Here is a 23,357-nt window from a genome sequence, read left to right as displayed (position 1 = left end):
AGGACATTAGTGCCACTTGTCTCATTAATGCCACTTAAGCCACTTATTATGATCAGTCTCTTCCTCCGAAGATTTGCAAGGCAAAATACAGCAAGGTCGCCAAAGATCCTACCGCAGCTACCACATACGTTCTGGCGGCCCATTTAAGGGCATCCTCAGCGCCACTGAATTCCTGCTGTGTGACCATATGTTTACTCTGAAGCCATGCTAAAGCTCTTTTACTGGCATCGTATTCAACAGGCAACGTAATAAAGCTGAACAAGGTCCCCAATGCATACATCGCGAGTCCGATCACGGCGATCGTAAATCCGAATTGGGTGGAAGCTGCCAATACGATTCCTCCAAAAATTACCCAAACCGACATCCCAGAAGCGACACTGACAACGGGTACTAATTTAGAACGGAGTTGCAACCATTCATAACCTTTTGCATGTTGTACTGCATGGCCGCATTCATGAGCCGCAACCGCAGCTGCTGCTGCATTACGCTGATTATAGACTCCTTCACTCAGATTGACCGTCTTTTTTTGTGGATTATAGTGATCGGTAAGCATACCGGGAGTTGAAATTACCTCCACATCAAAGATTCCATTATCCTGGAGCATTTTCCTTGCGATCTCCGCGCCGCTCATTCCGTTTTGTAAATGAACCTTTGAATAATGTTTAAACTTACTTTTTAACTTTGAGCTCACTAGCATACTCACGAGCCCGATTAAACCTATTAAAATATAATATCCCATCTTTCTGTCCTTTAAAACTTAAAATTACGATATAAAAGACAAAAACCCCGCCAATTTTAGCGAGGTTTTAACAACATGACTTTTAGTCCTATTTTTTAAGATATCAGGATAATTGGGTCTCCCAGCCGAAGGCTTCGGTAATCCCCTGATATACGATCTCTCCTTTTATGATATTCAATCCTTTTGCCAGACTTTTATCCGCTGCACATGCCTTTTCCCATCCCAAATCAGCAAGCTTCAACACATAGGGCAGCGTTACGTTGGTAAGAGCGACAGTAGAGGTATACGGTACAGCTCCCGGCATATTCGCTACACAATAATGTACGACATCATCAATAATATAGGTAGGGTCTTCATGCGTGGTTGCTCTGGTAGTTTCCACACAACCTCCCTGATCGACGGCAACATCTACGATAACCGTACCCGGACGCATAAGCTTCAGCATATCGCGGGTGATCAGGCTCGGCGCTTTTGCACCTGGAATCAATACACCTCCTACGATAAGATCGTGGTTCTGTATATGCTTTCGTATATTATATTCACTTGAAAACTCGGTAACGACATGGCTTGGCATAATATCATTCACATATCGCAGCCTTTTCATATTGATATCAAGAATTGTTACATGAGCCCCAAGACCCGCTGCCATTTTAGCAGCCTGAATACCAACGGTTCCGGCCCCAAGTACCAAAACCTTTCCAGGTGGTACTCCGGGAACTCCACCCAGTAATACCCCTCTTCCTTTAATCGGCTTTTCCAGATACTTAGCTCCCTGCTGTACCGCCATTCTTCCAGCTACCTCAGACATAGGAGTCAGCAAGGGAAGGCTCCCGTCTGTATCTTCCACAGTCTCATAAGCGATACAAACCGATTTGCTACCCATCATAGCACGTGTCAGCTTTTCACTGGAAGCAAAATGAAAATACGTAAACAGAACCTGATCTTTTCTGACCAAGGGGTACTCAGCCTGAATCGGCTCCTTAACTTTTACGATCATCTCACTTTTTTCATAGACTCCGGCGAGAGAACCTATGATCTCAGCACCTACATCCTCATAATCCTGATCAGAAAACCCGCTTCCTATTCCAGCGCCACTCTGGACAAGTACCCGATGCCCTCGTTTAGCAAGTTCATAAACTCCGGCGGGAATCATCCCGACGCGGTTCTCATTGTTCTTAATTTCCTTTGGAATACCGATTATCATGATCAGAAGATTTTGTTTTTCCAAAAATTAGCTTTTTGTTCCATGTAAAAAAATTAATCCGCATAAAAATTAAAACTTATCGATTAATCACCATAAAAACAAAACCCTGCACAAGTGCAGGGTTTTACGATTTATAAAAAGATACCTTCTAACTTCAATATTCATTTTCTGTGTTGGAGACCATATCTGATCCTTAAGATAAGAATGATCAGTACCAGTAGTCCGGTTATGGAATTTGCCAGGATTACCGATAAACTATTTATGACGATCCCATACAGCAACCAAAGAACAACTCCTATAAAAAGAACGAAATACATAATCAGGGAAATTCCGGCTACATTCCGGGTTTTCCATGTTTTATAAACCTGGGGAACGAAAGAGGATGTCGTACATGCAGCAGCGATCAGTCCTAATATTTCCGCAGATTCTAACATATATTATCCAACAACATTCACGATCTTTCCTGGAACCACGATCACCTTCTTAGGCGCTCTGCCTTCGAGCTGAGCCTGTGTTTTTTCGTGCTCCAATACGATCTTTTCAATTTCTTCCTTACCCATATCTGCAGGAAGATCGAGTGTAAACCTCATTTTACCGTTAAAGGAGATCGGATAGGTCTTTGTACTTTCCACAAGATATTTGGCTTCAAATACCGGGAAAGGCGCTGTGGCTATCGACTCATTATGCCCTAACAACTGCCATAACTCTTCAGCGATATGCGGAGCATAAGGAGATATCAGTACGGCCAATGGCTCGAGAATCGCTCTGGAATTACATTTCTGAGCAGTGAGTTCATTAACACAAATCATAAACGTAGATACTGAGGTATTAAAAGAGAAATTATCGATATCCTCTTCAACCTTTCTAATGGTCTTATGTAATGACTTCAGACTCTCCGAAGATGGTTTTGCATCAGACACCTCAAAATCATCTCCATTATGATATAATTTCCATAATTTCTTCAGGAAAGAATACACGCCGGTGATCCCGGCAGTGTTCCATGGTTTAGCCTGTTCGAGCGGACCCAGAAACATCTCATACATTCTCAGGGTATCCGCACCATATTCTTTACAGATGTCGTCAGGACTTACCACATTATATTTCGACTTCGACATCTTCTCTACTTCCCGGCCCACGATATATTTCCCGCCTTCCAGCTGAAATTCTGCATCGGAATATTCGGGACGCCAGTTTCTGAAAGCTTCCACATCCAGTTCATCGGAAGCATTGACCATTGAGACATCCGCATGGATTGGCTGAACAGACCTACCTTCGATCAATCCTTTAGAGACAAAGGTGTTGGTATTCTCCAATCGATACACGAAAGCGCTCGTACCCAGAATCATTCCCTGGTTGATCAGCTTTTTAGCAAATTCCTCAACAGGCACCAATCCTTTATCGAAGAGGAACTTTTGCCAGAATCGGCTGTAAAGCAAATGTCCGGTAGCATGCTCACTACCTCCTATATAAAGATCTACATCCTTCCAGTATTCCAATGCACGCTGCGCTACGAATTCCGAATCATTTCCGGCATCCATATAACGATTAAAGTACCAGGAGCTTCCAGCCCAACCAGGCATTGTATTGAGCTCTAAAGGAAATACGGTTTCGTTATCGATCATTTCATTCGACACTACCTTATTCTCATTCGTATCCCAGGCCCAAACCCTGGCATTACCCAGCGGTGGTTCTCCGGTCTCGGTCGGCAAATATTTTTCCACTTCAGGAAGAATGATCGGAAGATGCTCTTTTTCGATCATCTTTGGCATACCGTTCACATAATATACTGGAAACGGTTCACCCCAATATCGTTGCCTTGAAAAAACTGCATCACGAAGACGGTAATTGATCTTACCTGCTCCCTGCCCGATACTTTCGAGTTCAGCGATCGCTTTAGCTGTAGCTTTTTTATAATCGAGGCCATTGAGAAAATCCGAATTATCGATCACGGTATTTTCCTTATCAGCGAATGCCTGTTCGGTAATATCGGTATCCTTGAAAATATTAGGAATCGGCAATTCAAAATGTTTGGCAAAATCAAAATCACGTTGATCACCACATGGTACTGCCATCACCGCACCTGTACCGTAACCGGCCAGCACGTAATCTCCGATCCATACTGGAATCGGTTCCTTTGTAAAAGGGTGTTCTGCAAAGGCACCGGTAAACACCCCACTGATGGTTTTCACATCCGCCATTCTTTCGCGTTCACTTCGCTTGGCAGTTGCTTCAACATAAGCCGCAACTGCTTCCTTTTGCGCTTCCGTTGTGATCTTACCCACCAGTTCATGTTCCGGAGCAAGGGTCATAAAAGATACTCCGAAAATAGTATCAGGACGCGTCGTAAATACCGGAATCTCCGCATCATGATCCATAAGCTTGAATCGCACCTGAGCACCTACGCTCTTCCCGATCCAGTTACGTTGAATATCCTTCAATGGCTCCGGCCAGTCTACTTGTGTAAGCCCTTGCAGCAAACGCTCCGCATAAGCAGCGATTCGCATACTCCATTGGGTCATCTTTTTACGCACCACAGGATATCCTCCACGCTCAGAAACTCCATTGACAATCTCATCGTTGGCAAGTACGGTTCCGAGTGCCGGACACCAGTTTACTTCGGTGTCAGCCAGGTATGTCAATCGATATTTTAAGAGAATAGATTCTTTTTCCGCTGTGGTAAATCCATTCCATTCCGCTGCGGTAAATGCAGGGGTATCTTCATCGCATACCGCCACAATACCATTATTTCCATTCTTTTGGAAGGCTTCGATCAGTACCGTAACATCTTTTGCTTTTTCTTCAGACTTATCATACCAGGAGTTAAATAACTGAATAAAGATCCATTGTGTCCATTTGTAGAAATCAGGGTTTGAGGTTCTCACCTCTCTGCTCCAGTCAAATGAAAATCCGATCTTATCCAGCTGCTCCCGATATCGGTTGATATTGGTTTCAGTAGTAACCGCCGGATGCTGACCGGTTTGTATCGCGTATTGTTCCGCCGGGAGTCCAAAACTGTCATACCCCATTGGATGCAAGACATTAAATCCTTTATGACGCTTATAACGTGCATAGATATCGGATGCGATATATCCGAGGGGGTGCCCTACGTGTAATCCAGCTCCCGATGGATAAGGAAACATATCCAGTGCGTAGAACTTTGGTTTATCTGAATTATTCTCTGCTTTGAAAGTCTGATTTTCAGACCAGTATTTTTGCCATTTGGCTTCAATTTCATTGAAATTGTACTTCATCGTTTTCTGCTTTAAAACCGAAAGCGACCGGGAGGATGTTCCTTCCCTTCGCTTCCAATAATGATCTCTTTAGCTGTGAAGCGCAAAAATACGTGTTTTAATGATTAATGCTCAATGTTTCAGGAGTTATGATCATGATATTTCCAAAAAGCATCAATCCTGCTAAAAAGCAGGATTGATCGAGCATATCACATTTTAAAATATTATAAGGACCAGGCTTTACCTCCGGTAAGCTTTTGCAGGTCATCACATCCAATATAGGCTCCAGGCACAGGATCATAGGCCAATACCTGTTCCCCCACCATCTCACTATTTTTATAGGCAAAGATCACCATATCCCTGATATCATGAAGGGCAGTAAAAGACACTACCAGCGGTTCAGATTCGATATCTTCCCCTTTCATGATCGCATCGGTATAACTATCAAATTTACCAAAAAGCTCATACGCCCCTTTCGAAGCTTCTTTCAGGTTTTTGGTCAGGAATTCGGTATACTCTTCATCAGTGATCTTTGACGGATCTTCATTATAGGCAGCCTTTAATTGATCGGTCAAACCTTTTATTTTCCATCGAACGATGATCTGATCATTCTCATTGATCGCATCCCCGATATACTTATCCATAAATTCAGGAACATTCACTTCCGAAGCTGAAGGTGAATCGGTTTTAGGAATGATGATATCCACCACCCTTTTAAGCATTTTCCCTTCATCTTCACTAAGATTGGCTGGAATCCATGATGCCTGTTCTGTGGTACAACTTTGCAGGATACTCAAAACTGTTGGAGTTGCCACCATGAATCCGGCACTATATCCGATATGTCTTAAAGCTTTTCTTCTATCCATTTCTTAGGAGATTTACAGGTTCATTTTTTTGAGTTCTTCTACGGCGTGATTCGCTGCTCTGGCCGTGAATGCCATGTAAGAAAGCGATGGATTCTGACAGGCAGACGAGGTCATAAAAGCACCGTCTGTAACATAAACGTTCTTAACCGCATGAAGCTGATTGTACTTATTGAGTACGGAAGTTTTCGGATCACGACCCATGCGGGCTGTCCCCATTTCATGGATTCCCAGTCCCATTCCTCCGATATCATCATAGGTACGTACATTTTTAAATCCGGCTGCCTCGAGCATTTCCGCTGCCTGCACCTTCATATCTTCACGCATGGCTATTTCATTGGCTCCGAAATCTGCATCGAAGGTCACCGTAGGCAGACCCCACTCATCCTTCTTGTCATAATCCAGATACATTCTATTATTATGGTCAGGAAGTGTTTCTCCAAAAGCGGTCATTCCCATATTCCAGTCACCTGGAGCGAGAATCGCCTCTTTGAGTTCCTTTCCAAATCCTAACTCACTAACGGACTCAGCCCAATTACTTCGGCTGGCACCACCCTGGTAACCATATCCTCGTATAAAATCTTTATGGTCGGTATCGCCACCGAGATTTCTAAACCTCGGAATATAGATACCATTGGCCCGACGTCCTTTAAAATAGCTGTCTTTATAACCATCATGATCTCCGCTTGCTCCGGCTCTGAAATGATGATCCATCAGATTGTGTCCCAATTCTCCGGAATCATTCCCCATTCCATCAGGAAATCGCTCTGATCTAGATTGCATCAAAATCGATGCAGAAGCGATGGCAGAAGCGCAAAGGAAGATCACCTTGGCCTTGAATTCGATGGTTTCTTTGGTAAGTGCATCGATCACTCTGACTCCGGTCGCTTTTTGCGTAACATCATCATAGATCACTTCATGCACAATTGAATTAGGTCTGAGCGTCATATTTCCGGTCGCATCGGCTGCCGGAAGCGTGGAGGAATTACTGCTGAAATAGGCTCCGTAAGGACAACCTCTCATACAACGATTCCGGTATTGGCAATTCGTTCTTCCCAGTCCGGGCTTTGTTCCCTGAGTTATATGTGCCGCTCTTCCGATCATCAGCATTCGGTCACTGTATTTCTCAGAAATGGATTTTTGTAAATGCTGTTCCACACAATTCAACTCCATAGGCGGAAGGAAAATTCCATCCGGCAATTGTGGAAGTCCGGCATTAACACCACTTACTCCTATATATTCCTCTACTTTATCATACCATGGCTTAAGTTCTGCATAACGAACCGGCCAGTCCACGGCTATTCCATCCTTGAGATTTGCTTCATAATCGACATCACCCATCCGATAGCTTTGACGTCCCCACATTATAGAACGACCACCCACGTGGTAACCACGCATCCAGTCGAAACGACGGTCTTCATTATAAGGGTGTTTTATATCATCGACAAAAAAATGCTGATTTGCCTCATTGGTGGTATAACCGGTACGGTGTTGTTTGAACTTGCGTTCCCGTGTTTCCTTAGTAGGATTACCGGCATTGGGGAGATCCCAGGGATCGAGATGAGCAGTGGTATAATCTTTAACATGCTCAACCATCCGACCTCTTTCAAGAACCAGAGTTTTCAATCCGTTTTCACATAATTCTTTTGCTGCCCAACCACCGGAAATTCCGGTTCCGACTACGATGGCATCGTACTCTTCCTGCGGGGGGTTATAGTAGAAAGTCTTCATTTAAAATACTGTTAGTTTTAATGTAGCCTTTCAAATATAGAAATTAATTTTTTACATTAGATGAATCTTTTAATTGTTAAGAATTAAATTAACTTACTGTTTAATTGATAATATGTTAAAATAATTGCCAACAAACTACTTTTATGAATAGACGAAAATTTTTGATGAATAGCGGTAGCGCAGGTGTAGCTGTCTCATTATTAGGTTTATACGCATGCAAACAGAAAACCGAAAAACCCTCAGATCTGCCTGAAGCAATGGCTTCAGCAGACCCTTTCTTTAAACTCTCTCTGGCTCAGTGGTCTATTCACAGAATGATATGGGACGGAAGCGTGAGCCCTATGGATTTTGCAGCGAAAGCAAGTGGATGGGGATTTGAAGGCCTCGAGTATGTTTCTCAGTTATATGCAAAAGAACTGGAAAAATATTCCGGTGCTGCCAATCCAATGGAACAACTTGTGAAGGAATTGAAAAAACGCAGCGATGACCACGGGATGAAGAATCAGATCATGATGGTCGACCTACCGGAAGAAGAAGGTGTGATGGCCACCCCTGATCAGACGCTTAGAAAAGCTGGTGTTGAGAATCATTTTAAATGGGTTGATGCAACTGCTGGACTAGGATGCCATTCGATGCGGGTAAACCTTTTCGGCTCAAAGGATCCTGAAGTTTGGAAAGAGAATTCTATCGCTTCGCTTACAGAACTCTCAGAATATGCCGCTAAACAAAACGTAAACGTAATCGTAGAGAATCATGGCTGGCTTTCTTCAGATGCTGCCTTACTTGCGGAAGTACTTACCGCCGTTGGAATGGACAATTGCGGAACTTTACCCGATTTCGGAAACTTCTGTGTAAAACGTGATGGAGAAGGAAACTGGGGTGGTGATTGCGTGGAAGAATATGACATGTACCAGGGTGTAGGTGAACTGATGCCCTTTGCAAAGGGCGTAAGTGCAAAATCCTATGATTTTAATGCTAAAGGAAATGAAACCAAAATCGATTATCTGAAAATGATGAAGATCGTTAAGGACGCAGGTTATACAGGCTATGTAGGAGTGGAGTATGAAGGAGACCGACTCTCTGAAGAGGAAGGTATTCTCGCAACCAAGGCACTGCTTCTGAAAGTTGCTGGCGAACTTGCCTAGCGCGTATTTATTCGACTGTCAAATATCTGAAAATTCATAAACCCCTGTTGATTACCTTTAAAACACAGGGGTTACCTATGACCCGTTAAATACCTTATCTAAAACCATATGAAAAGTAAAATACAATTTCAACTTTCCCTGATGATGTTTCTCGAATTCTTCATCTGGGGCGGTTGGTTCGTAACGCTGGGAACCTTTCTCGGTAATAACCTGAATGCTACAGGCGCACAGACCGCAATGGCATTCTCTACACAATCCTGGGGAGCGATCATCGCTCCTTTTATTATCGGACTCATCGCAGACCGGTATTTCAATGCTGAAAGAATACTTGGTATTCTCCACCTTGTCGGTGCCATATTGATGTATATGATGTATCAGAGTACCGACTTCGGAAGTTTTTACCCGCTGGTATTGAGCTATATGATCTTGTATATGCCTACCCTCGCACTGGTGAATTCCATCTCCTTCAACCAAATGACCGACCCGGCGAAACAATTTTCCTTCGTGCGGGTATTCGGCACCATCGGTTGGATCGTGGCAGGACTCCTGATCAGTTATGTCTTCTTTTGGGATTCTGCCGAAGGCCGTGCTGAAGGAATGCTAAAGAACACCTTCCTTATGGTAGCTATCGCTTCCGCTTTCCTAGGAATATTCAGCTTTACGCTCCCTAAGACACCGCCGAAGGTCGATAAAAGTAAAAAAGTGAGCCTGTCTGATATACTAGGACTTGAAGCGCTTGGGTTACTGAAGAACAAGAACTTTCTTTTCTTCTTTGTCGCCTCCATACTTATATGCATACCGTTGGCTTTCTACTATCAGAATGCAAACCCTTTTCTTGCGGAGATCGGAGTGGAAAACCCAACCGGAAAAATGACCATCGGGCAAATCTCGGAAGTACTCTTCATGTTACTACTTCCCTTTTTCTTTAAAAGATTCGGATTTAAAAAGACTATACTCGCAGGTATGCTGGCCTGGACGCTTCGTTACCTGCTATTCGCCTATGGAAATTCAGGAGAACTGGCATTCATGCTTATCATCGGGATCGCTTTACACGGTATTTGTTACGACTTCTTCTTTGTTTCAGGACAGATCTATACTGACAGCAAAGCAGGACCTAAGGTAAAGAGTGCCGCACAGGGATTGATTACACTTGCAACTTATGGAGTAGGGATGCTGATCGGTTTTTGGGTAGCCGGTAAGATCACGGATACATTCCTGCTGGAAAACGGCACCCACATCTGGGAAAAAATCTGGATATATCCTGCCGGATTTGCTTTTGTAGTCCTGATATTATTTGCTATTTTATTCCGAAATGAAAAAGTTGAATACAAAGCACAATAAATGAGAAAAATAAGAATGGGAATGGTTGGTGGAGGAATCGGTTCTTTCATCGGTGATGTTCACAGAAAGGCTTCCATGATGGATGGCCTGATCGAACTGGTATGCGGCGCTTTTAGCAGTACTCCGGAGAAATCGAAAAAGTCAGGAAAAGCACTTTTTCTTCCGGAAGACCGTTGCTATGCCAGTTTTGAAGAAATGATCCTCAAGGAAAAGGAACTTCCGAAAGGAGAACGCATGGATTTTATAGCGATCGTCACGCCCAATCACATGCATTTCGGGCCTGCAAAGTTGGCATTGGAAAATGGCTTTCATGTGGTTTGTGACAAACCCATGACCCTCACAATAGAAGAATCTGAAACACTGGTTTCCCTGGTAGAAAACACCGGACTTCATTTTGCCCTCACTCACAATTACACCGGTTATCCGATGGTGAAGCAGGCAAAGACTATGATCCAAAAAGGAGACCTGGGAAAGATACGTAAAGTCCAGGTTCAATATCTTCAAGGCTGGATGGCCACCGATGTGGAAAATACCGATAACAAACAAGCTTCCTGGCGTGTAGACCCATCGAAATCGGGTATTGGAGGAGCTTTGGGCGACATTGGAACCCATGCGGAAAATCTACTGGAATATATTACCGGCCTCAAGATCGCTGAACTTGCTGCAGACCTGGGTCGTTTCGGAAAAGGACGTATCCTCGATGATGACGGAAATATCCTGGTACGACTCGACAACGGCGCCAAAGGAACCATGTCGTTCTCGCAGATCGCTACCGGAGAAGAGAACAATCTCGCGATCAGAGTCTATGGAGAAAAAGGAAGCCTGGAATGGGGTCAGGAAGAACCAAACAAATTACTAACGCGCTGGCTGGACAAACCTCTTAAGGTATTTACGCCGGGGGGTAACGACCTGTATGAGGAAGCTCAGACCAACAGGGTGCCATCAGGACATCCGGAAGGGTATCTGGAAGCCTTCGCGACGATTTACAGAAACTTCGCCATCAACCTCATGGCAGAACTGAACGGAGAACCCTCTCCGCAGAAAGAATATCCTACTGTAAAAGACGGCCTGCGTGGAGTTAAATTCATGTACGCAGCTGTACAAAGTGACAAGAATAATACTGCATGGACTCCTTTGTCCTGAATGAAATAAAAAAAGAGAAAAAGACTTATGAAAACAATCAAAGGACCAGCCGTTTTCCTCGCCCAGTTCGTAGATGACAAAGCTCCTTTCAATTCGCTTGACGGCATTTGTAAATGGGCCGCCGATCTTGGGTACAAGGGAATTCAGATTCCTACCTGGGTTGATTTTCTTATCGACCTCGACAAGGCAGCAGAAAGCAAGACCTATTGTGATGAACTAAAAGGAAAGATCAACAGTTATGGACTGGAGATCACGGAACTCTCTACCCACCTTCAGGGACAACTTGTTGCGGTAAATCCTGCTTATGATATCATGTTCGATAATTTCGCTCCCGATGCTGTTAAGAATAATCCAAAGGCAAGGACTGCCTGGGCCGTCGATACCGTAAAGAAGGCTGCCAAAGCAAGTCATCACCTAGGACTCAAGGTTCATGCGACCTTTTCCGGAGCTTTGTTATGGCATACCTTCCACCCATGGCCACAACGACCACCTGGATTGGTGGAAATGGGATTTGAAGAACTGGCAAAACGCTGGATGCCTATCCTTAACGAATATGACAATTATGGCGTTGATGTATGCTACGAAGTACATCCGGGAGAAGATATTCATGACGGAGACACTTTCGAAAGATTTCTGGAGGCCACCGGAAATCATAAGCGCGTTAACATCTTATACGATCCTTCGCATTTTGTTTTACAACAATTAGATTATATCGAATACATCGATCACTACCACGAATTCATAAAATCATTTCATGTAAAGGATTCAGAATTTAACCCTACCGGAAAAAAAGGTGCATTCGGAGGCTACAATAACTGGGGTGACCGGGCTGGAAGGTATCGTTCTCTGGGTGATGGCCAGATCGACTTTAAGCGCATCTTCTCCAAATTGACCCAGTATGGTTGTGATGTATGGGCCGTGATGGAATGGGAATGTTGTATCAAAAGTCCGGAACAGGGTGCACGGGAAGGTGCTCCTTTTATTCAAAGACATATCATAGAAGCAACGGAAAAAGCATTTGATGATTTTGCCGGTGCTGAGATCGATGAAAATAAACTGAAAAGAATCTTAAATCTATAAATCCATGATCAAACAAAGTATAACCGCGGTTGCGCTACTTCTTTTATTTGCCTGCAAGGAAAACAAACCGAAAGAAGAACCCGCTACAATGACTGAAAAGGAAACACCCGCTATGACTGAAACCAAGGATAACTGGGAAGTACTTTTTGATGGCACCAATACGGATGCCTGGCACACTTACGGTGAGGCTGATGATGTTATGCCGGAGCAATGGAAGATCGAAGGCGGCGTGCTGATCTTCAAGCCTGATGGAAGTTCCGGTCACAATATCGTTACCGACGAGACTTTTACCAATTTTGAACTTACTCTGGACTGGAATATTTCTGAAGGAGGCAACAGCGGAATTATGTGGGCGGTTCAGGAATTACCGGAATACGAAGAACCGTATATGAGTGGCCCTGAAATTCAGGTTCTCGATAATGAAAGACATCCCGATGCCAAAGCAGGGAAAACTCATCAGGCCGGCGCACTTTATGACCTTGTAGCTCCAGCTTTCGACGATGCGGTAAATCCAGCCGGGGAATGGAATCACTTTGTGATCCGCATCGATCATAATGAGAATAAAGGAAGTGTAGATCTCAACGGAAAGCGTGTTGTTGAATTTCCGGTTCATGGAGAGGAGTGGGACAACATGGTTGCAAATTCCAAATTCAAAGCTTGGGAAGCTTTCGGAAAAAGTGAATCCGGAAAGATCTGTCTGCAGGACCACGGTAATGAAGTTGCCTTCAAAAATATTAAAATCAAACGCCTTTAATCTTGAGAACTTTAAATCTGTTATTTGTTTCCAGCTTCCTTATCATCTCCTGTAATGAGACCAAGGAGGAAGCTCCGGTAACCATGCAAAAAGAGTCAAATCCGGGAGTTGTTTCCGCCTATACGGCTGAAAAGTATTCCGGTCCGTCTCCAACTACTCCGGAAGACACTGAATATTATGAACCCGTACCGGCTAAGGTTACGCCTGTGAGTGCAGAAAACAATGTTCCGAGCGATGCAGAGATCCTTTTCGACGGATCCAATCTGGACGCATGGAAAAGTGTGGACAACGGAGAGGCAGCCAAATGGATCATCAATCCCGATGGAAGTATGACCGTTAAAGATGGAGCTGGTGATATCGAGACCAAAGAGCGTTTCGGCGATATACAATTACACATAGAATGGAAAAACCCTGAAACACCTCGCGGAGAAGGTCAACATCGTGGCAACAGCGGCATTTTCCTCCAGGGAAAATACGAACTACAAGTGTTGGATAATTACGACAATCCAACCTATGTGAACGGGCAAGCAGGTTCTTTATACAAACAATACCCTCCCCTGGTAAATGCTGCCAACCCTTCCGGCGAATGGCAGAAATATGATATTATCTATCATGCTCCGCAGTGGGATAAGGACGGTAATAAGACCAAAGCAGCCACCATCACGGTTTTACTGAACGGTGTGCTTGTACAAGACCATACAGTGCTTTATGGAACCACCGAATACATCGGATGGCCAAAAGATGAAAAGCATGGTGACGGACCGTTAAAATTACAGGATCATCATGATAATAGCGGTGTAAGCTTCAGAAATATCTGGGTTCGTAAACTATAATGAACACTTTTTTAAATACGCTATAAACAAAAGAGGTTGTCAAAATTGACAACCTCTTTTTATATAATGATATTTTAATTCTTTATCAGATCTCGGTAACTCTAAGCGTATTCACCATACCTTTTTCTTTGATCGGCATCGCTGCAAGACTGATCATCATATCACCTTTTTCAAGGAATCCTTTGTCACAAGCGATCTGGTTTACATCTTCTATGGTTTGATCAGTACTTACGAACTTATCATAATAGAATGCCTTAACTCCCCAAAGCATACTAAGCTGGGTAAGGATTCGCTTATTCGAAGTAAATACAAGAATATAAGATTTCGGTCTCCATGCAGAGATCTGGAATGCAGTATACCCACTATTGGTAAGTGTAGAAATAACTTTTGCATTGATCTCATTTGCCATAGAGGCAGCATGATAACAAACAGATTTCGTAATGTAACGTTTGGTTTTGATATGTGGTGGTTCCTGAGGCACTTTGATCAGCGGAGAATGTTCCACACTGGTAAGGATACTCGACATCTTTTCGATCACCTGTACAGGATAAGCTCCTACGGAGGTTTCACCGGATAACATCACAGCATCTGCACCGTCCATAACCGAGTTAGCAACATCATTTACCTCAGCTCTGGTAGGTGTAAGGCTACTGATCATAGTCTCCATCATCTGTGTAGCGATGATTACTGGTATTCTGGCCTTTTTAGCTCTAAGTACCAACTGCTTCTGTACCAATGGCACTTCATGTGCAGGAATCTCCACACCGAGGTCACCACGCGCAACCATAAGCCCGTCACAATAAGCAACGATCTTATCGATATTCTCAACGGCTTCAGGCTTCTCGATCTTGGCAACAATCGGAATTTTATAATCAGAATGTTCTGCGATCAGCTTCTGAAGATCCATCAGGTCGGAACCATGACGAACAAATGAAAGAGCAATCCAGTCAACTTCCAGTTCACATGCAAAAATTGCATCTTTAATATCCTTCTTTGTAAGGGCCGGAAGAGAAATATTTGTATTTGGCAGGTTCACCCCTTTTTTGGAACGTAGCGGACCACCCTGAATAACTTTAGCTTGTACTTTGGCTTTTTTATCGGTAGCGACAACCTCAAAGATGAGCTTACCATCATCGAGAAGGATACGTTCACCAGGATTAACATCCCTTGGAAACTCCTTATAATTCATGTAGACTCTTTCAGCATTCCCTTCAAATGGGGTTCCGGTTTCAAAAGTGATCTCATCACCCGGACTTACCACTACGTCTTCCTTCATAACCCCTACACGTAATTTAGGCCCCTGAAGGTCGGCGAGTATAGCGGTGTTATAGTGGTATTCGTCGTTTAAAGAGCGAATAATTTGGATGCGCTCTTTAACATCTTCGTAATCGGCATGAGAAAAATTGATGCGGAAAACATTCACTCCCGCTTCTATCATTTGTTTTATAACTTCCTTAGTGCTAGTTGCGGGACCAAGTGTTGCTACAATTTTTGTTTTCTTATTAATAGGCATCAGTCAGGAAAATTAAGTTGTTTTTTGATTTTAATTGTTTGGGTTCTATTTCATAGGCGGTTATCACCTGCGGTATATCCTTAATTCGTTGGGTAAGCACCGCTGTATAAGGGTATTTACCTTCATTATCGATTTTAAGGAAAAAATCCACTTTGGGATATTCCGGAATCAGACAGGTGGTTTTATAGGCGCTTTTGCCTTCGAACATACTAGTTTGTTTTATCGTTTGCTCATATTGCATTCTAGATCGATTTTTTACGAGGTTCCAATGAACTTCTTTCATCTCATCATACCATTCAAACACAGGATACCTTTCATCCCCATTGACAAGCAGGTCATTTTTAAGCCGTTGAAGCTTTAAACCAGCGGTAGCATTAAGGAAATAGGCTAACCTGAAATCTTCCAGGGATCCGTGAATGGCGATCAGGGAGAAAGCGTGTTCGTAAAAATCATCCAATAGTTTGTAGACAGCCATATGTGCTTTTACAAGGAAATGTAAAGATATAATTCTGACACCGACTTAGCAACTTTTGAAACGTCCTTAGTATCAAAATTTTAACGAAAACGTTATAGTATCTTCAAATTATCTCGTCAATTTTGGCTTGAAGTGCATAATACGTGCGTTTTGCCGCAATCTCTTCTGCCTTCTTTTTTGACGTAGCACGCCCTTTGGCGATCAGCTTATTATTGATATAGAGTTTTACTCCAAAATGTTTAATATCTTCATTTCCATCATCTTCATAGACATCGAAAAAGAACTTCTTTTTCTCCTTCTGACAGTACTCGATAATGAGACTTTTATAACTGATGATCTTGCCTTCGAGTTGTTCGATATCGACATAGGGATCGATCACTCTTTTCTGGATAAAACGTTCACAAAAATGATAACCTCTGTCCAGATATATCGCTCCGACGAGGGCCTCAAATACATTTCCGTGAATATTCTCTCCGAAATTATCTTTAGGAATCTTGCTACGGACGAAATTGATTAGCCCGAGATCCTTACCGAGTTCATTGAGGTGTTCTCTGGAAACCACCTTGGAACGCATTTTGGTAAGATATCCTTCATCTCCGGAGGGGACCTCATTGAAAAGGTAATGGGAAATAATGGCACTCAGCATGGAATCACCAAGAAATTCCAGCCGTTCATAGTTGATCGGATTTCCTTCATCGTCCTTTTTATTAACGGAACGGTGGGTAAACGCTTTCCGATAAAATTCGAGGTCTTTGGGCTTAAACCCGAGAATTTTTGTCAATTCTAAAAAAAAATCCCCGTCCTGGTCGGATCGGGAATTTAATATTTTGCGAATGAACTTCATTCAAATGGGTTATGACTAATTTAGTTTTTTAAAGATCACACAAGCATTGTGACCACCAAATCCGAAGGTATTACTCATCGCGTATTTCACATCGCGTGCCTGAGCTTTATTGAGGGTCAGGTTCAATTCGGGATCAATGTTCTCATCAACTGTCTCATGGTTGATCGTTGGTGGCACCAGGCTGTGTTCCATCGCAAGGATGGAAGCGATAGCCTCTACAGCCCCGGCAGCTCCGAGTAAGTGACCGGTCATCGATTTCGTAGAGTTGATATTGATGTTTTTAGCATGATCACCGAAAACCTTACCGATAGCCTTCAGTTCGGCAACATCTCCAAGAGGAGTCGAGGTACCGTGCGTATTGATCGCATCGATATCTTCCGGTTTAATTCCGGCATTTTCAAGGCAGTTTTTCATAACTGCCACCACTCCGATCCCTTCCGGGTGAGGAGCTGTCATATGATACGCATCTGACGAGAGTCCGCCACCTACAACTTCAGCGTAGATTTTGGCACCCCTGGCCACTGCGTGTTCGTATTCTTCCAGAACAAGGGCTCCGGAACCTTCTCCAAGAACGAATCCATCCCTGTTTGCATCGAACGGTCTGGACGCAGTTTTTGGATCGTCGTTTCTGGTACTCATGGCATGCATGGCATTGAACCCACCCATTCCTGCAGCTGTAACAGCTGCCTCAGACCCACCGGTTATCACTACATCAGTGTGACCGAGTCTGATTGAATTAAGCGCATCAATGATTGAATTCGCAGACGAGGCACAGGCTGAGACCGTAGTATAGTTAGGTCCCATAAATCCATATTTAATAGAAATTAATCCCGGCGCGATATCAGCGATCATTTTAGGAATAAAGAACGGATTGAATCTTGGTGTTCCGTCACCGAGAGCATAATTGGTAACTTCCTCCTGGAAGGTCTCCAATCCTCCGATACCGGCTCCCCAGATCACTCCGACACGATATTTATTCACCGCTTCCAGATCAAGTCCGGAATCCAAAAGAGCTTCGTCAGCTGTAACCATTGCATATTGAGCAAATCGATCGGTTCTGCGAACTTCTCTTCTGTCGATAAAATCGGCAGGGTTAAAATTCTTTACCTCACAAGCGAATTGAGTTTTGAATTTTGAAGCATCAAAATGAGTCACCGGTGCAGCACCGCTAACCCCGTTCTTGAGACTCTCCCAATATTCTTTTATGTTATTACCAATTGGCGTTAAGGCACCAAGTCCTGTAACTACAACCCGCTTCAGTTCCATCTGAATAAATTTTGAATTCTTAAAGAAGATAATCTACCAAAAAAATTTATTCACACAAAATTGCATGAATAAATTCCTTGGTAGTAACTTTATTGAAAATCTTATTTTGCTTCTTCTATGTATTTGATCGCCTGACCAACAGTAGCAATATTTTCGGCTTGATCATCAGGGATCTGGATATCAAATTCCTTTTCAAACTCCATGATCAATTCTACAGTGTCTAATGAGTCTGCGCCTAAATCGTTAGTGAAGCTTGCTTCCGGCACAACTTCGTTTTCATCTACACCTAATTTGTCTACGATAATCGCTTTTACTCTTGATGCAATGTCTGACATAATTTTTTGTTTTAAAATTTAATTGTTGGCAAAAATAAAAAACTTTGCTTTAAAAAAACGTTTTGACGATAAAATGTGCTTTTAAAGTTAGCAATTTTAAACCAACTATTTAGATTTTACCCTCTGATTGTTAATTTTTATTCTTTTTTTTGTCAGATCAATAAATGTCGTGTTTTCTCATGAAAAGAATTGTCATTTTCGCATCCGGCTCAGGTTCCAACGCAGAGAATATAATCAACTACTTCAAAGATCATAATTCAGTAACTGTCAGCTTGTTATTATCCAACAAGAAGGAGGCCGCCGTACTCGATCGCGCCAATCGATTAAAGGTGCCTGCCATGAGTTTTAACCGCAAGGCATTTGAGGCCGGAATCGTCACTTCACTCCTTCAAAACCTGTCTCCGGACCTTATTGTTCTGGCAGGCTTTTTATGGAAGGTTCCGGAGGATATGGTAAAGGCTTTTCCTGGTAAAATCGTCAATATTCACCCTGCTTTACTCCCAAAATTCGGCGGAAAAGGAATGTATGGCATGTTCGTACATCAAGCAGTTATCGAAAATAAGGAGAAGGAATCCGGCATAACGATACACTATGTGAATGAGCATTATGATGAAGGTGCTGTGATCTTTCAGCAAAGCACCCCCGTAGCTGAAACCGATACCGCCGAAGATGTAGCCGCCAAGGTTCACGAACTGGAATATGCACATTTCCCGGTAATCATAGATCAATTGTTACATGCAGAATAAAGCTGAAGTACATATATATACAGATGGTTCTTCCCGTGGCAACCCTGGTCCCGGCGGTTATGGTATTATAATGGAGTGGGTAGGCAAACCTTACCGTAAAGAGTTTTCGCAAGGATTTCGTAAAACCACCAATAACCGGATGGAACTACTGGCCGTGATCGAAGCACTCCGCAAACTAAAAAAACCCAATACAACCGTCCTGGTATTCTCCGATTCCAAATACGTGATCGATTCAGTTACAAAAGGCTGGGTATTCGGTTGGGAAAAGAAAAACTACAGCGGTAAGAAAAATGCTGATCTCTGGATGGCATTTTTAAGAGAATACCGCAAACATAAAGTCGACTTTATCTGGGTTAAAGGCCACAACAATCACCCACAGAACGAACGCTGTGATTTCCTGGCAGTGGAAGCTTCCAAGAATTCAAAATTACTTATTGACACAGGATTTGAGGAATAGTGACGATCCTGCCGCCAGGCACCTTACAATCTTCAGACACGGATACTCAGTCGTAATAGTTTTCAGATGAAAAGATTTAGTATATTAGTTATATGTGTGTCACAACCTGCTGAAAGCCAAGAACGAGCGATCAAATTCTCATGAGTATCGTCACTGATCCTCAATCTTTTGCCAAACAGAAAAGGTATACTGAAAAGTTAGCTTATATTTGCAAAAAAAATAACTGCATGAGTAAATTACTAATTGTAGGTACGGTAGCCTTTGATGCTATAGAGACCCCTTTTGGTAAAACTGACAAGATTCTGGGCGGTGCCGGTACTTTTATCGGACTTGCCGCTTCTCAGTTCAGAATAGATGCTGCGATCGTATCTGTTGTCGGTGAAGACTTTCCGAGCCAATATTTCGAATTATTAAAAACACATGGTATCAATACTGACGGTATTGAGATCGTACCTGGAGGAAAAACTTTTTTCTGGAAAGGAAAATACATGAACGACCTCAATGTGAGAGAAACCCTGGACACCCAGCTTAATGTTCTCGCTGATTTTCAGCCGGTCGTTCCTGAAGGATTTAAAAATTCGGAAGTACTGATGTTAGGAAATCTACATCCCTCCGTCCAAATGAGCGTAATCGATCAGATGGAAACAAAACCTAAAATGACGGTACTGGACACTATGAACTTCTGGATGAATCATACTCCAAAAGAATTAGAAGAGGTGATCGCCAAAGTAGATGTTATTACGATCAATGATGAAGAGGCAAGACAGCTCTCCGGAGAATACTCGTTGGTAACTGCAGCTGAAAAGATCCATGAAATGGGTCCGAAATATGTAGTGATCAAAAAAGGAGAACACGGTGCTTTACTATTTAATGGTGAAAATGTATTCTTTGCACCTGCCTTACCGTTACGCGATGTGTTCGACCCCACGGGTGCCGGCGACACCTTTGCCGGAGGATTTGCAGGATACCTCGCCCTTACCGAAGATTATTCTTTTGAAAATATGAAGAATGCCGTGATCTACGGATCCAACCTCGCCTCTTTCTGTGTGGAGAAGTTTGGAACCGAAAGAATGCAGGGCTTAGATAAAAAAGAAGTTTTTGAACGCCTGGAGCAGTTCAGAAACCTGACACAATTTGATATCAACTTAGCATAACAACCGTTGCGGTTTTTAAATATTTACAATGAGTGACGCTATTAAACACGAATGTGGGATCGCCCTCGTAAGGCTCCGTAAACCTTTGGAGTATTACAAAGAAAAATATGGCACTGCTTTTTACGGCATCAATAAGATGTACCTTATGATGGAAAAGCAGCATAACAGAGGGCAGGATGGAGCAGGATTTGCGAGCATTAAAATGAATATGAAACCCGGCGAAAGATATATGAGCCGAGTTCGCTCCAATCAGAGTCAGCCTATTCAGGATATCTTCAATCAGATCAACAGCAGAATCAATGAAGAGCTTATCGCGAATCCTGAGTATCAGAATGACATGAACCTGATGAAAAAAGAGGTTCCTTATGTTGGGGAGTTGATGCTCGGACATGTTAGATATGGTACTTTCGGAAAGAACAGTATCGAGAGTGTTCACCCATTCCTTAGACAAAACAACTGGATGCATCGTAACCTGATCGTAGCCGGTAACTTTAATATGACCAATGTAAACGAGCTCTTCAGCAACCTGATCAGACTCGGGCAACATCCAAAGGAAAAAGCAGATACCATTACCGTAATGGAAAAGATCGGTCATTTCCTGGATGATGCAGTAGCCAAACTCTACAAAGAGGTCAAAAAAGAAGGTTTCAATAAAATGGAAGCTTCACCGATCATTGCCGACAGACTCAATGTTGCCAAGATCCTTAGAAAAGCTGCCAAAAACTGGGATGGTGGTTATGCCATGGCCGGACTTATCGGACATGGTGATGCTTTCGTACTTCGTGATCCGGCAGGTATTCGCCCGGCTTACTTTTATCAGGATGATGAAGTGGTTGTAGTGGCATCTGAACGTCCGGTGATACAAACCGTATTCGATGTTGAATTCGAAGACATCGAAGAACTGCCACCGGGAAAAGCTATCATCATTAAGAAAAGTGGAGAAACCAAACTGAAAAAAATACTGGAACCTCTTGAACGCAAGGCATGTTCCTTCGAACGTATCTATTTCTCAAGAGGATCCGATGCAGAGATCTACAAGGAACGTAAGAAACTCGGCAGTCTTTTACTTCCCAAGATCATAGAAGAGGTTGACGGAGATCTGCAGAATTCCGTTTTCTCCTATATTCCAAACACGGCGGAAACTTCCTTCTTCGGACTCGTCAAAGAAGCACAGAATTATCTGAATTTAAGAAAGGAGCAGCTGATCCTGGAAGCAGGCAAAGACCTGAGCAGAGAAAAGCTACATAAGATACTATCGCTCAGACCAAGGATCGAAAAGATCGCGATCAAGGATGCTAAACTGAGAACATTTATCACAGAAGACAGCAGCCGTGATGATCTTGTTGCACATGTCTATGATATCACTTATGGTTCGGTTAAAAAAACTGACAACCTTGTTATTATCGATGACAGTATCGTACGTGGAACTACTCTAAAGAAAAGTATCCTTCGAATACTGGACCGCCTGAATCCTAAGAAGATCGTTGTGGTATCCTCGGCACCACAAATTCGATATCCAGATTGTTATGGTATCGACATGGCGCGCCTGGAAGACCTTGTTGCTTTCCGAGCTGCATTGGCGCTTCACGAAGAACGCGACACCTATTATATAGTAGAAGAAGTATACGATAGCTGTAAGTCTCAGGTTGATCTTGACGACAAGGAGGTAGTCAATGCGGTACAACGCATCTATGAACCTTTTACAGATGAAGAGATATCTGCTAAGATCTCAGAAATTCTGAGTCCGGAGGGCATCAATGCGGAAGTAAGTATCATTTACCAAACGGTTGATAATCTACATATCGCTTGTCCTAAAAATCTAGGTGACTGGTATTTCACCGGAGATTACCCAACTCCGGGTGGTAACCGTGTGGTTAACAGAGCTTTCATCAATTTTTACGAAGGAATAAAGGAGAGAGCTTATTAATAATATTTGGATTTTATCGAAGATAATGTGCATTTCATCGGTATTTTGTGCATTTTAACCGATAATTAACATTAAACAAAAACTTACCGCTTATCTTTATGTCACCATAGCATAAGTAGGTTAAGTTCATGGTAAGATTTGGGGCAAAAAAGGTGGATTAATTTCCACCTTTTTTATTTTACACAATCTTCATTTCACCCCACATCTTTTTAATATTTTCTCATTTTCAGCCTTTTATATTCATTAAATCAGAAGTGAAAACTTCCTGGCTTGGATACGCAAATCTTTCAAAAGGATTTTTCATAATACGATACCTTAGAAAAAATCAGAGCAGCTCATTGTTAACACCAACACCTCAAATATCGATTTATTAACAATAAAAAAACCATTTGGTATACTGATTTTCAACACTTAAGAAACATGCCATTAATCGAAAAACGTTCCTTTAATCTAAAAGAAAGGCTTTTAAACCTATTCTTTTTGACATAGAAATCCATCCGCATACTTTTAGATCACCATAGCATAAGTAGGTTAAGTTCATGGTAAGATTTGGGGCAAAAAGGGCAGACTAACGTCT

General features: G+C 42.7%; 21 protein-coding genes. 10 read left to right on the top strand and 11 right to left on the bottom strand.

Annotated features, from left to right (window positions below; genetic code table 11):
* Positions 1–52 precede the first annotated feature (52 nt).
* From DMZ48_RS03255 to DMZ48_RS03230, 6 genes are all read right to left on the bottom strand, one after another.
* A complete protein-coding gene (locus DMZ48_RS03255) occupies positions 53–739 on the bottom strand; it encodes a zinc metallopeptidase (RefSeq protein WP_143953651.1) in 687 nt (228 codons plus the stop codon).
* 103 nt (positions 740–842) lie between these two features.
* Complete coding sequence (gene ald, locus DMZ48_RS03250) at positions 843–1,943, bottom strand: alanine dehydrogenase (protein WP_143953837.1); 1,101 nt, start codon at positions 1,941–1,943, stop codon at positions 843–845.
* Positions 1,944–2,104: 161 nt separating this feature from the next.
* The gene (locus tag DMZ48_RS03245) at positions 2,105–2,377 is read right to left on the bottom strand and encodes a SemiSWEET family sugar transporter (RefSeq protein ID WP_143953650.1); all 273 of its coding nucleotides are present in this window, start codon (positions 2,375–2,377) and stop codon (positions 2,105–2,107) included.
* 3 nt (positions 2,378–2,380) lie between these two features.
* A complete protein-coding gene (gene leuS, locus DMZ48_RS03240) occupies positions 2,381–5,194 on the bottom strand; it encodes a leucine--tRNA ligase (RefSeq protein ID WP_143953649.1) in 2,814 nt (937 codons plus the stop codon).
* Positions 5,195–5,397: 203 nt separating this feature from the next.
* Entirely contained in the window at positions 5,398–6,039 is a 642-nt protein-coding gene (locus tag DMZ48_RS03235; protein ID WP_143953648.1) for a gluconate 2-dehydrogenase subunit 3 family protein, read from the bottom strand.
* Between the two features lie 12 nt (positions 6,040–6,051).
* Complete coding sequence (locus DMZ48_RS03230) at positions 6,052–7,767, bottom strand: GMC oxidoreductase (protein WP_143953647.1); 1,716 nt, start codon at positions 7,765–7,767, stop codon at positions 6,052–6,054.
* 143 nt (positions 7,768–7,910) lie between these two features.
* Here DMZ48_RS03230 and DMZ48_RS03225 point away from each other — a divergent pair, with 143 nt between their 5' ends.
* The 6 genes from DMZ48_RS03225 to DMZ48_RS03200 all read left to right on the top strand — a co-directional run bounded on the left by DMZ48_RS03225 (position 7,911) and on the right by DMZ48_RS03200 (position 14,063).
* Positions 7,911–8,912 carry a sugar phosphate isomerase/epimerase family protein gene (locus DMZ48_RS03225; RefSeq protein ID WP_143953646.1) on the top strand — a complete coding sequence of 334 codons (1,002 nt, stop codon included), beginning with the start codon at positions 7,911–7,913 and terminating at the stop codon, positions 8,910–8,912.
* A gap of 108 nt (positions 8,913–9,020) precedes the next feature.
* The gene (locus tag DMZ48_RS03220; RefSeq protein ID WP_143953645.1) at positions 9,021–10,253 is read left to right on the top strand and encodes a nucleoside permease; all 1,233 of its coding nucleotides are present in this window, start codon (positions 9,021–9,023) and stop codon (positions 10,251–10,253) included.
* A complete protein-coding gene (locus tag DMZ48_RS03215; protein WP_143953644.1) occupies positions 10,254–11,396 on the top strand; it encodes a Gfo/Idh/MocA family protein in 1,143 nt (380 codons plus the stop codon).
* Between the two features lie 27 nt (positions 11,397–11,423).
* Positions 11,424–12,476, top strand: a complete 1,053-nt coding sequence (locus DMZ48_RS03210) for a sugar phosphate isomerase/epimerase family protein (protein WP_143953643.1) — start codon at positions 11,424–11,426, stop codon at positions 12,474–12,476.
* Positions 12,477–12,480: 4 nt separating this feature from the next.
* A complete protein-coding gene (locus tag DMZ48_RS03205) occupies positions 12,481–13,230 on the top strand; it encodes a 3-keto-disaccharide hydrolase (protein ID WP_143953642.1) in 750 nt (249 codons plus the stop codon).
* Between the two features lie 2 nt (positions 13,231–13,232).
* Positions 13,233–14,063 (top strand): 3-keto-disaccharide hydrolase, encoded by an 831-nt coding sequence (locus DMZ48_RS03200; protein WP_242009092.1) that lies wholly within the window; start codon positions 13,233–13,235, stop codon positions 14,061–14,063.
* Positions 14,064–14,148: 85 nt separating this feature from the next.
* On the opposite strand, the gene pyk is transcribed toward DMZ48_RS03200, so the two are convergent.
* From pyk to DMZ48_RS03175, 5 genes are all read right to left on the bottom strand, one after another.
* Complete coding sequence (gene pyk / locus DMZ48_RS03195; RefSeq protein WP_143953641.1) at positions 14,149–15,576, bottom strand: pyruvate kinase; 1,428 nt, start codon at positions 15,574–15,576, stop codon at positions 14,149–14,151.
* Positions 15,566–16,051 (bottom strand): IPExxxVDY family protein, encoded by a 486-nt coding sequence (locus tag DMZ48_RS03190; RefSeq protein ID WP_143953640.1) that lies wholly within the window; start codon positions 16,049–16,051, stop codon positions 15,566–15,568. Before DMZ48_RS03190 ends, pyk begins: the two co-directional genes overlap by 11 nt.
* A gap of 103 nt (positions 16,052–16,154) precedes the next feature.
* Complete coding sequence (gene rnc, locus DMZ48_RS03185) at positions 16,155–16,895, bottom strand: ribonuclease III (RefSeq protein ID WP_143953639.1); 741 nt, start codon at positions 16,893–16,895, stop codon at positions 16,155–16,157.
* Positions 16,896–16,910: 15 nt separating this feature from the next.
* Positions 16,911–18,161: a beta-ketoacyl-ACP synthase II gene (gene fabF, locus DMZ48_RS03180; protein WP_143953638.1), complete on the bottom strand. Its 1,251-nt coding sequence runs from the start codon at positions 18,159–18,161 to the stop codon at positions 16,911–16,913.
* A gap of 101 nt (positions 18,162–18,262) precedes the next feature.
* A complete protein-coding gene (locus DMZ48_RS03175; protein WP_143953637.1) occupies positions 18,263–18,496 on the bottom strand; it encodes an acyl carrier protein in 234 nt (77 codons plus the stop codon).
* 179 nt (positions 18,497–18,675) lie between these two features.
* Here DMZ48_RS03175 and purN point away from each other — a divergent pair, with 179 nt between their 5' ends.
* From purN to DMZ48_RS03155, 4 genes are all read left to right on the top strand, one after another.
* The gene (purN, locus tag DMZ48_RS03170; RefSeq protein WP_143953636.1) at positions 18,676–19,242 is read left to right on the top strand and encodes a phosphoribosylglycinamide formyltransferase; all 567 of its coding nucleotides are present in this window, start codon (positions 18,676–18,678) and stop codon (positions 19,240–19,242) included.
* Positions 19,232–19,699, top strand: coding sequence for a ribonuclease HI (gene rnhA / locus DMZ48_RS03165; protein WP_143953635.1), 468 nt, complete (start codon positions 19,232–19,234; stop codon positions 19,697–19,699). The genes purN and rnhA overlap by 11 nt, the downstream gene beginning before the upstream one ends.
* Before the next feature lie 227 nt (positions 19,700–19,926).
* A complete protein-coding gene (locus DMZ48_RS03160) occupies positions 19,927–20,853 on the top strand; it encodes a PfkB family carbohydrate kinase (RefSeq protein WP_143953634.1) in 927 nt (308 codons plus the stop codon).
* Between the two features lie 28 nt (positions 20,854–20,881).
* Positions 20,882–22,780, top strand: a complete 1,899-nt coding sequence (locus tag DMZ48_RS03155) for an amidophosphoribosyltransferase (protein WP_143953633.1) — start codon at positions 20,882–20,884, stop codon at positions 22,778–22,780.
* Positions 22,781–23,357 lie beyond the last annotated feature (577 nt).

The organism is Robertkochia solimangrovi (assembly GCF_007279655.1).
GTDB classification, from domain to species: domain Bacteria; phylum Bacteroidota; class Bacteroidia; order Flavobacteriales; family Flavobacteriaceae; genus Robertkochia; species Robertkochia solimangrovi.
Note: the sequence above shows the minus strand (reverse complement) of the source record. Positions and strands in the feature narration are given on the sequence as shown.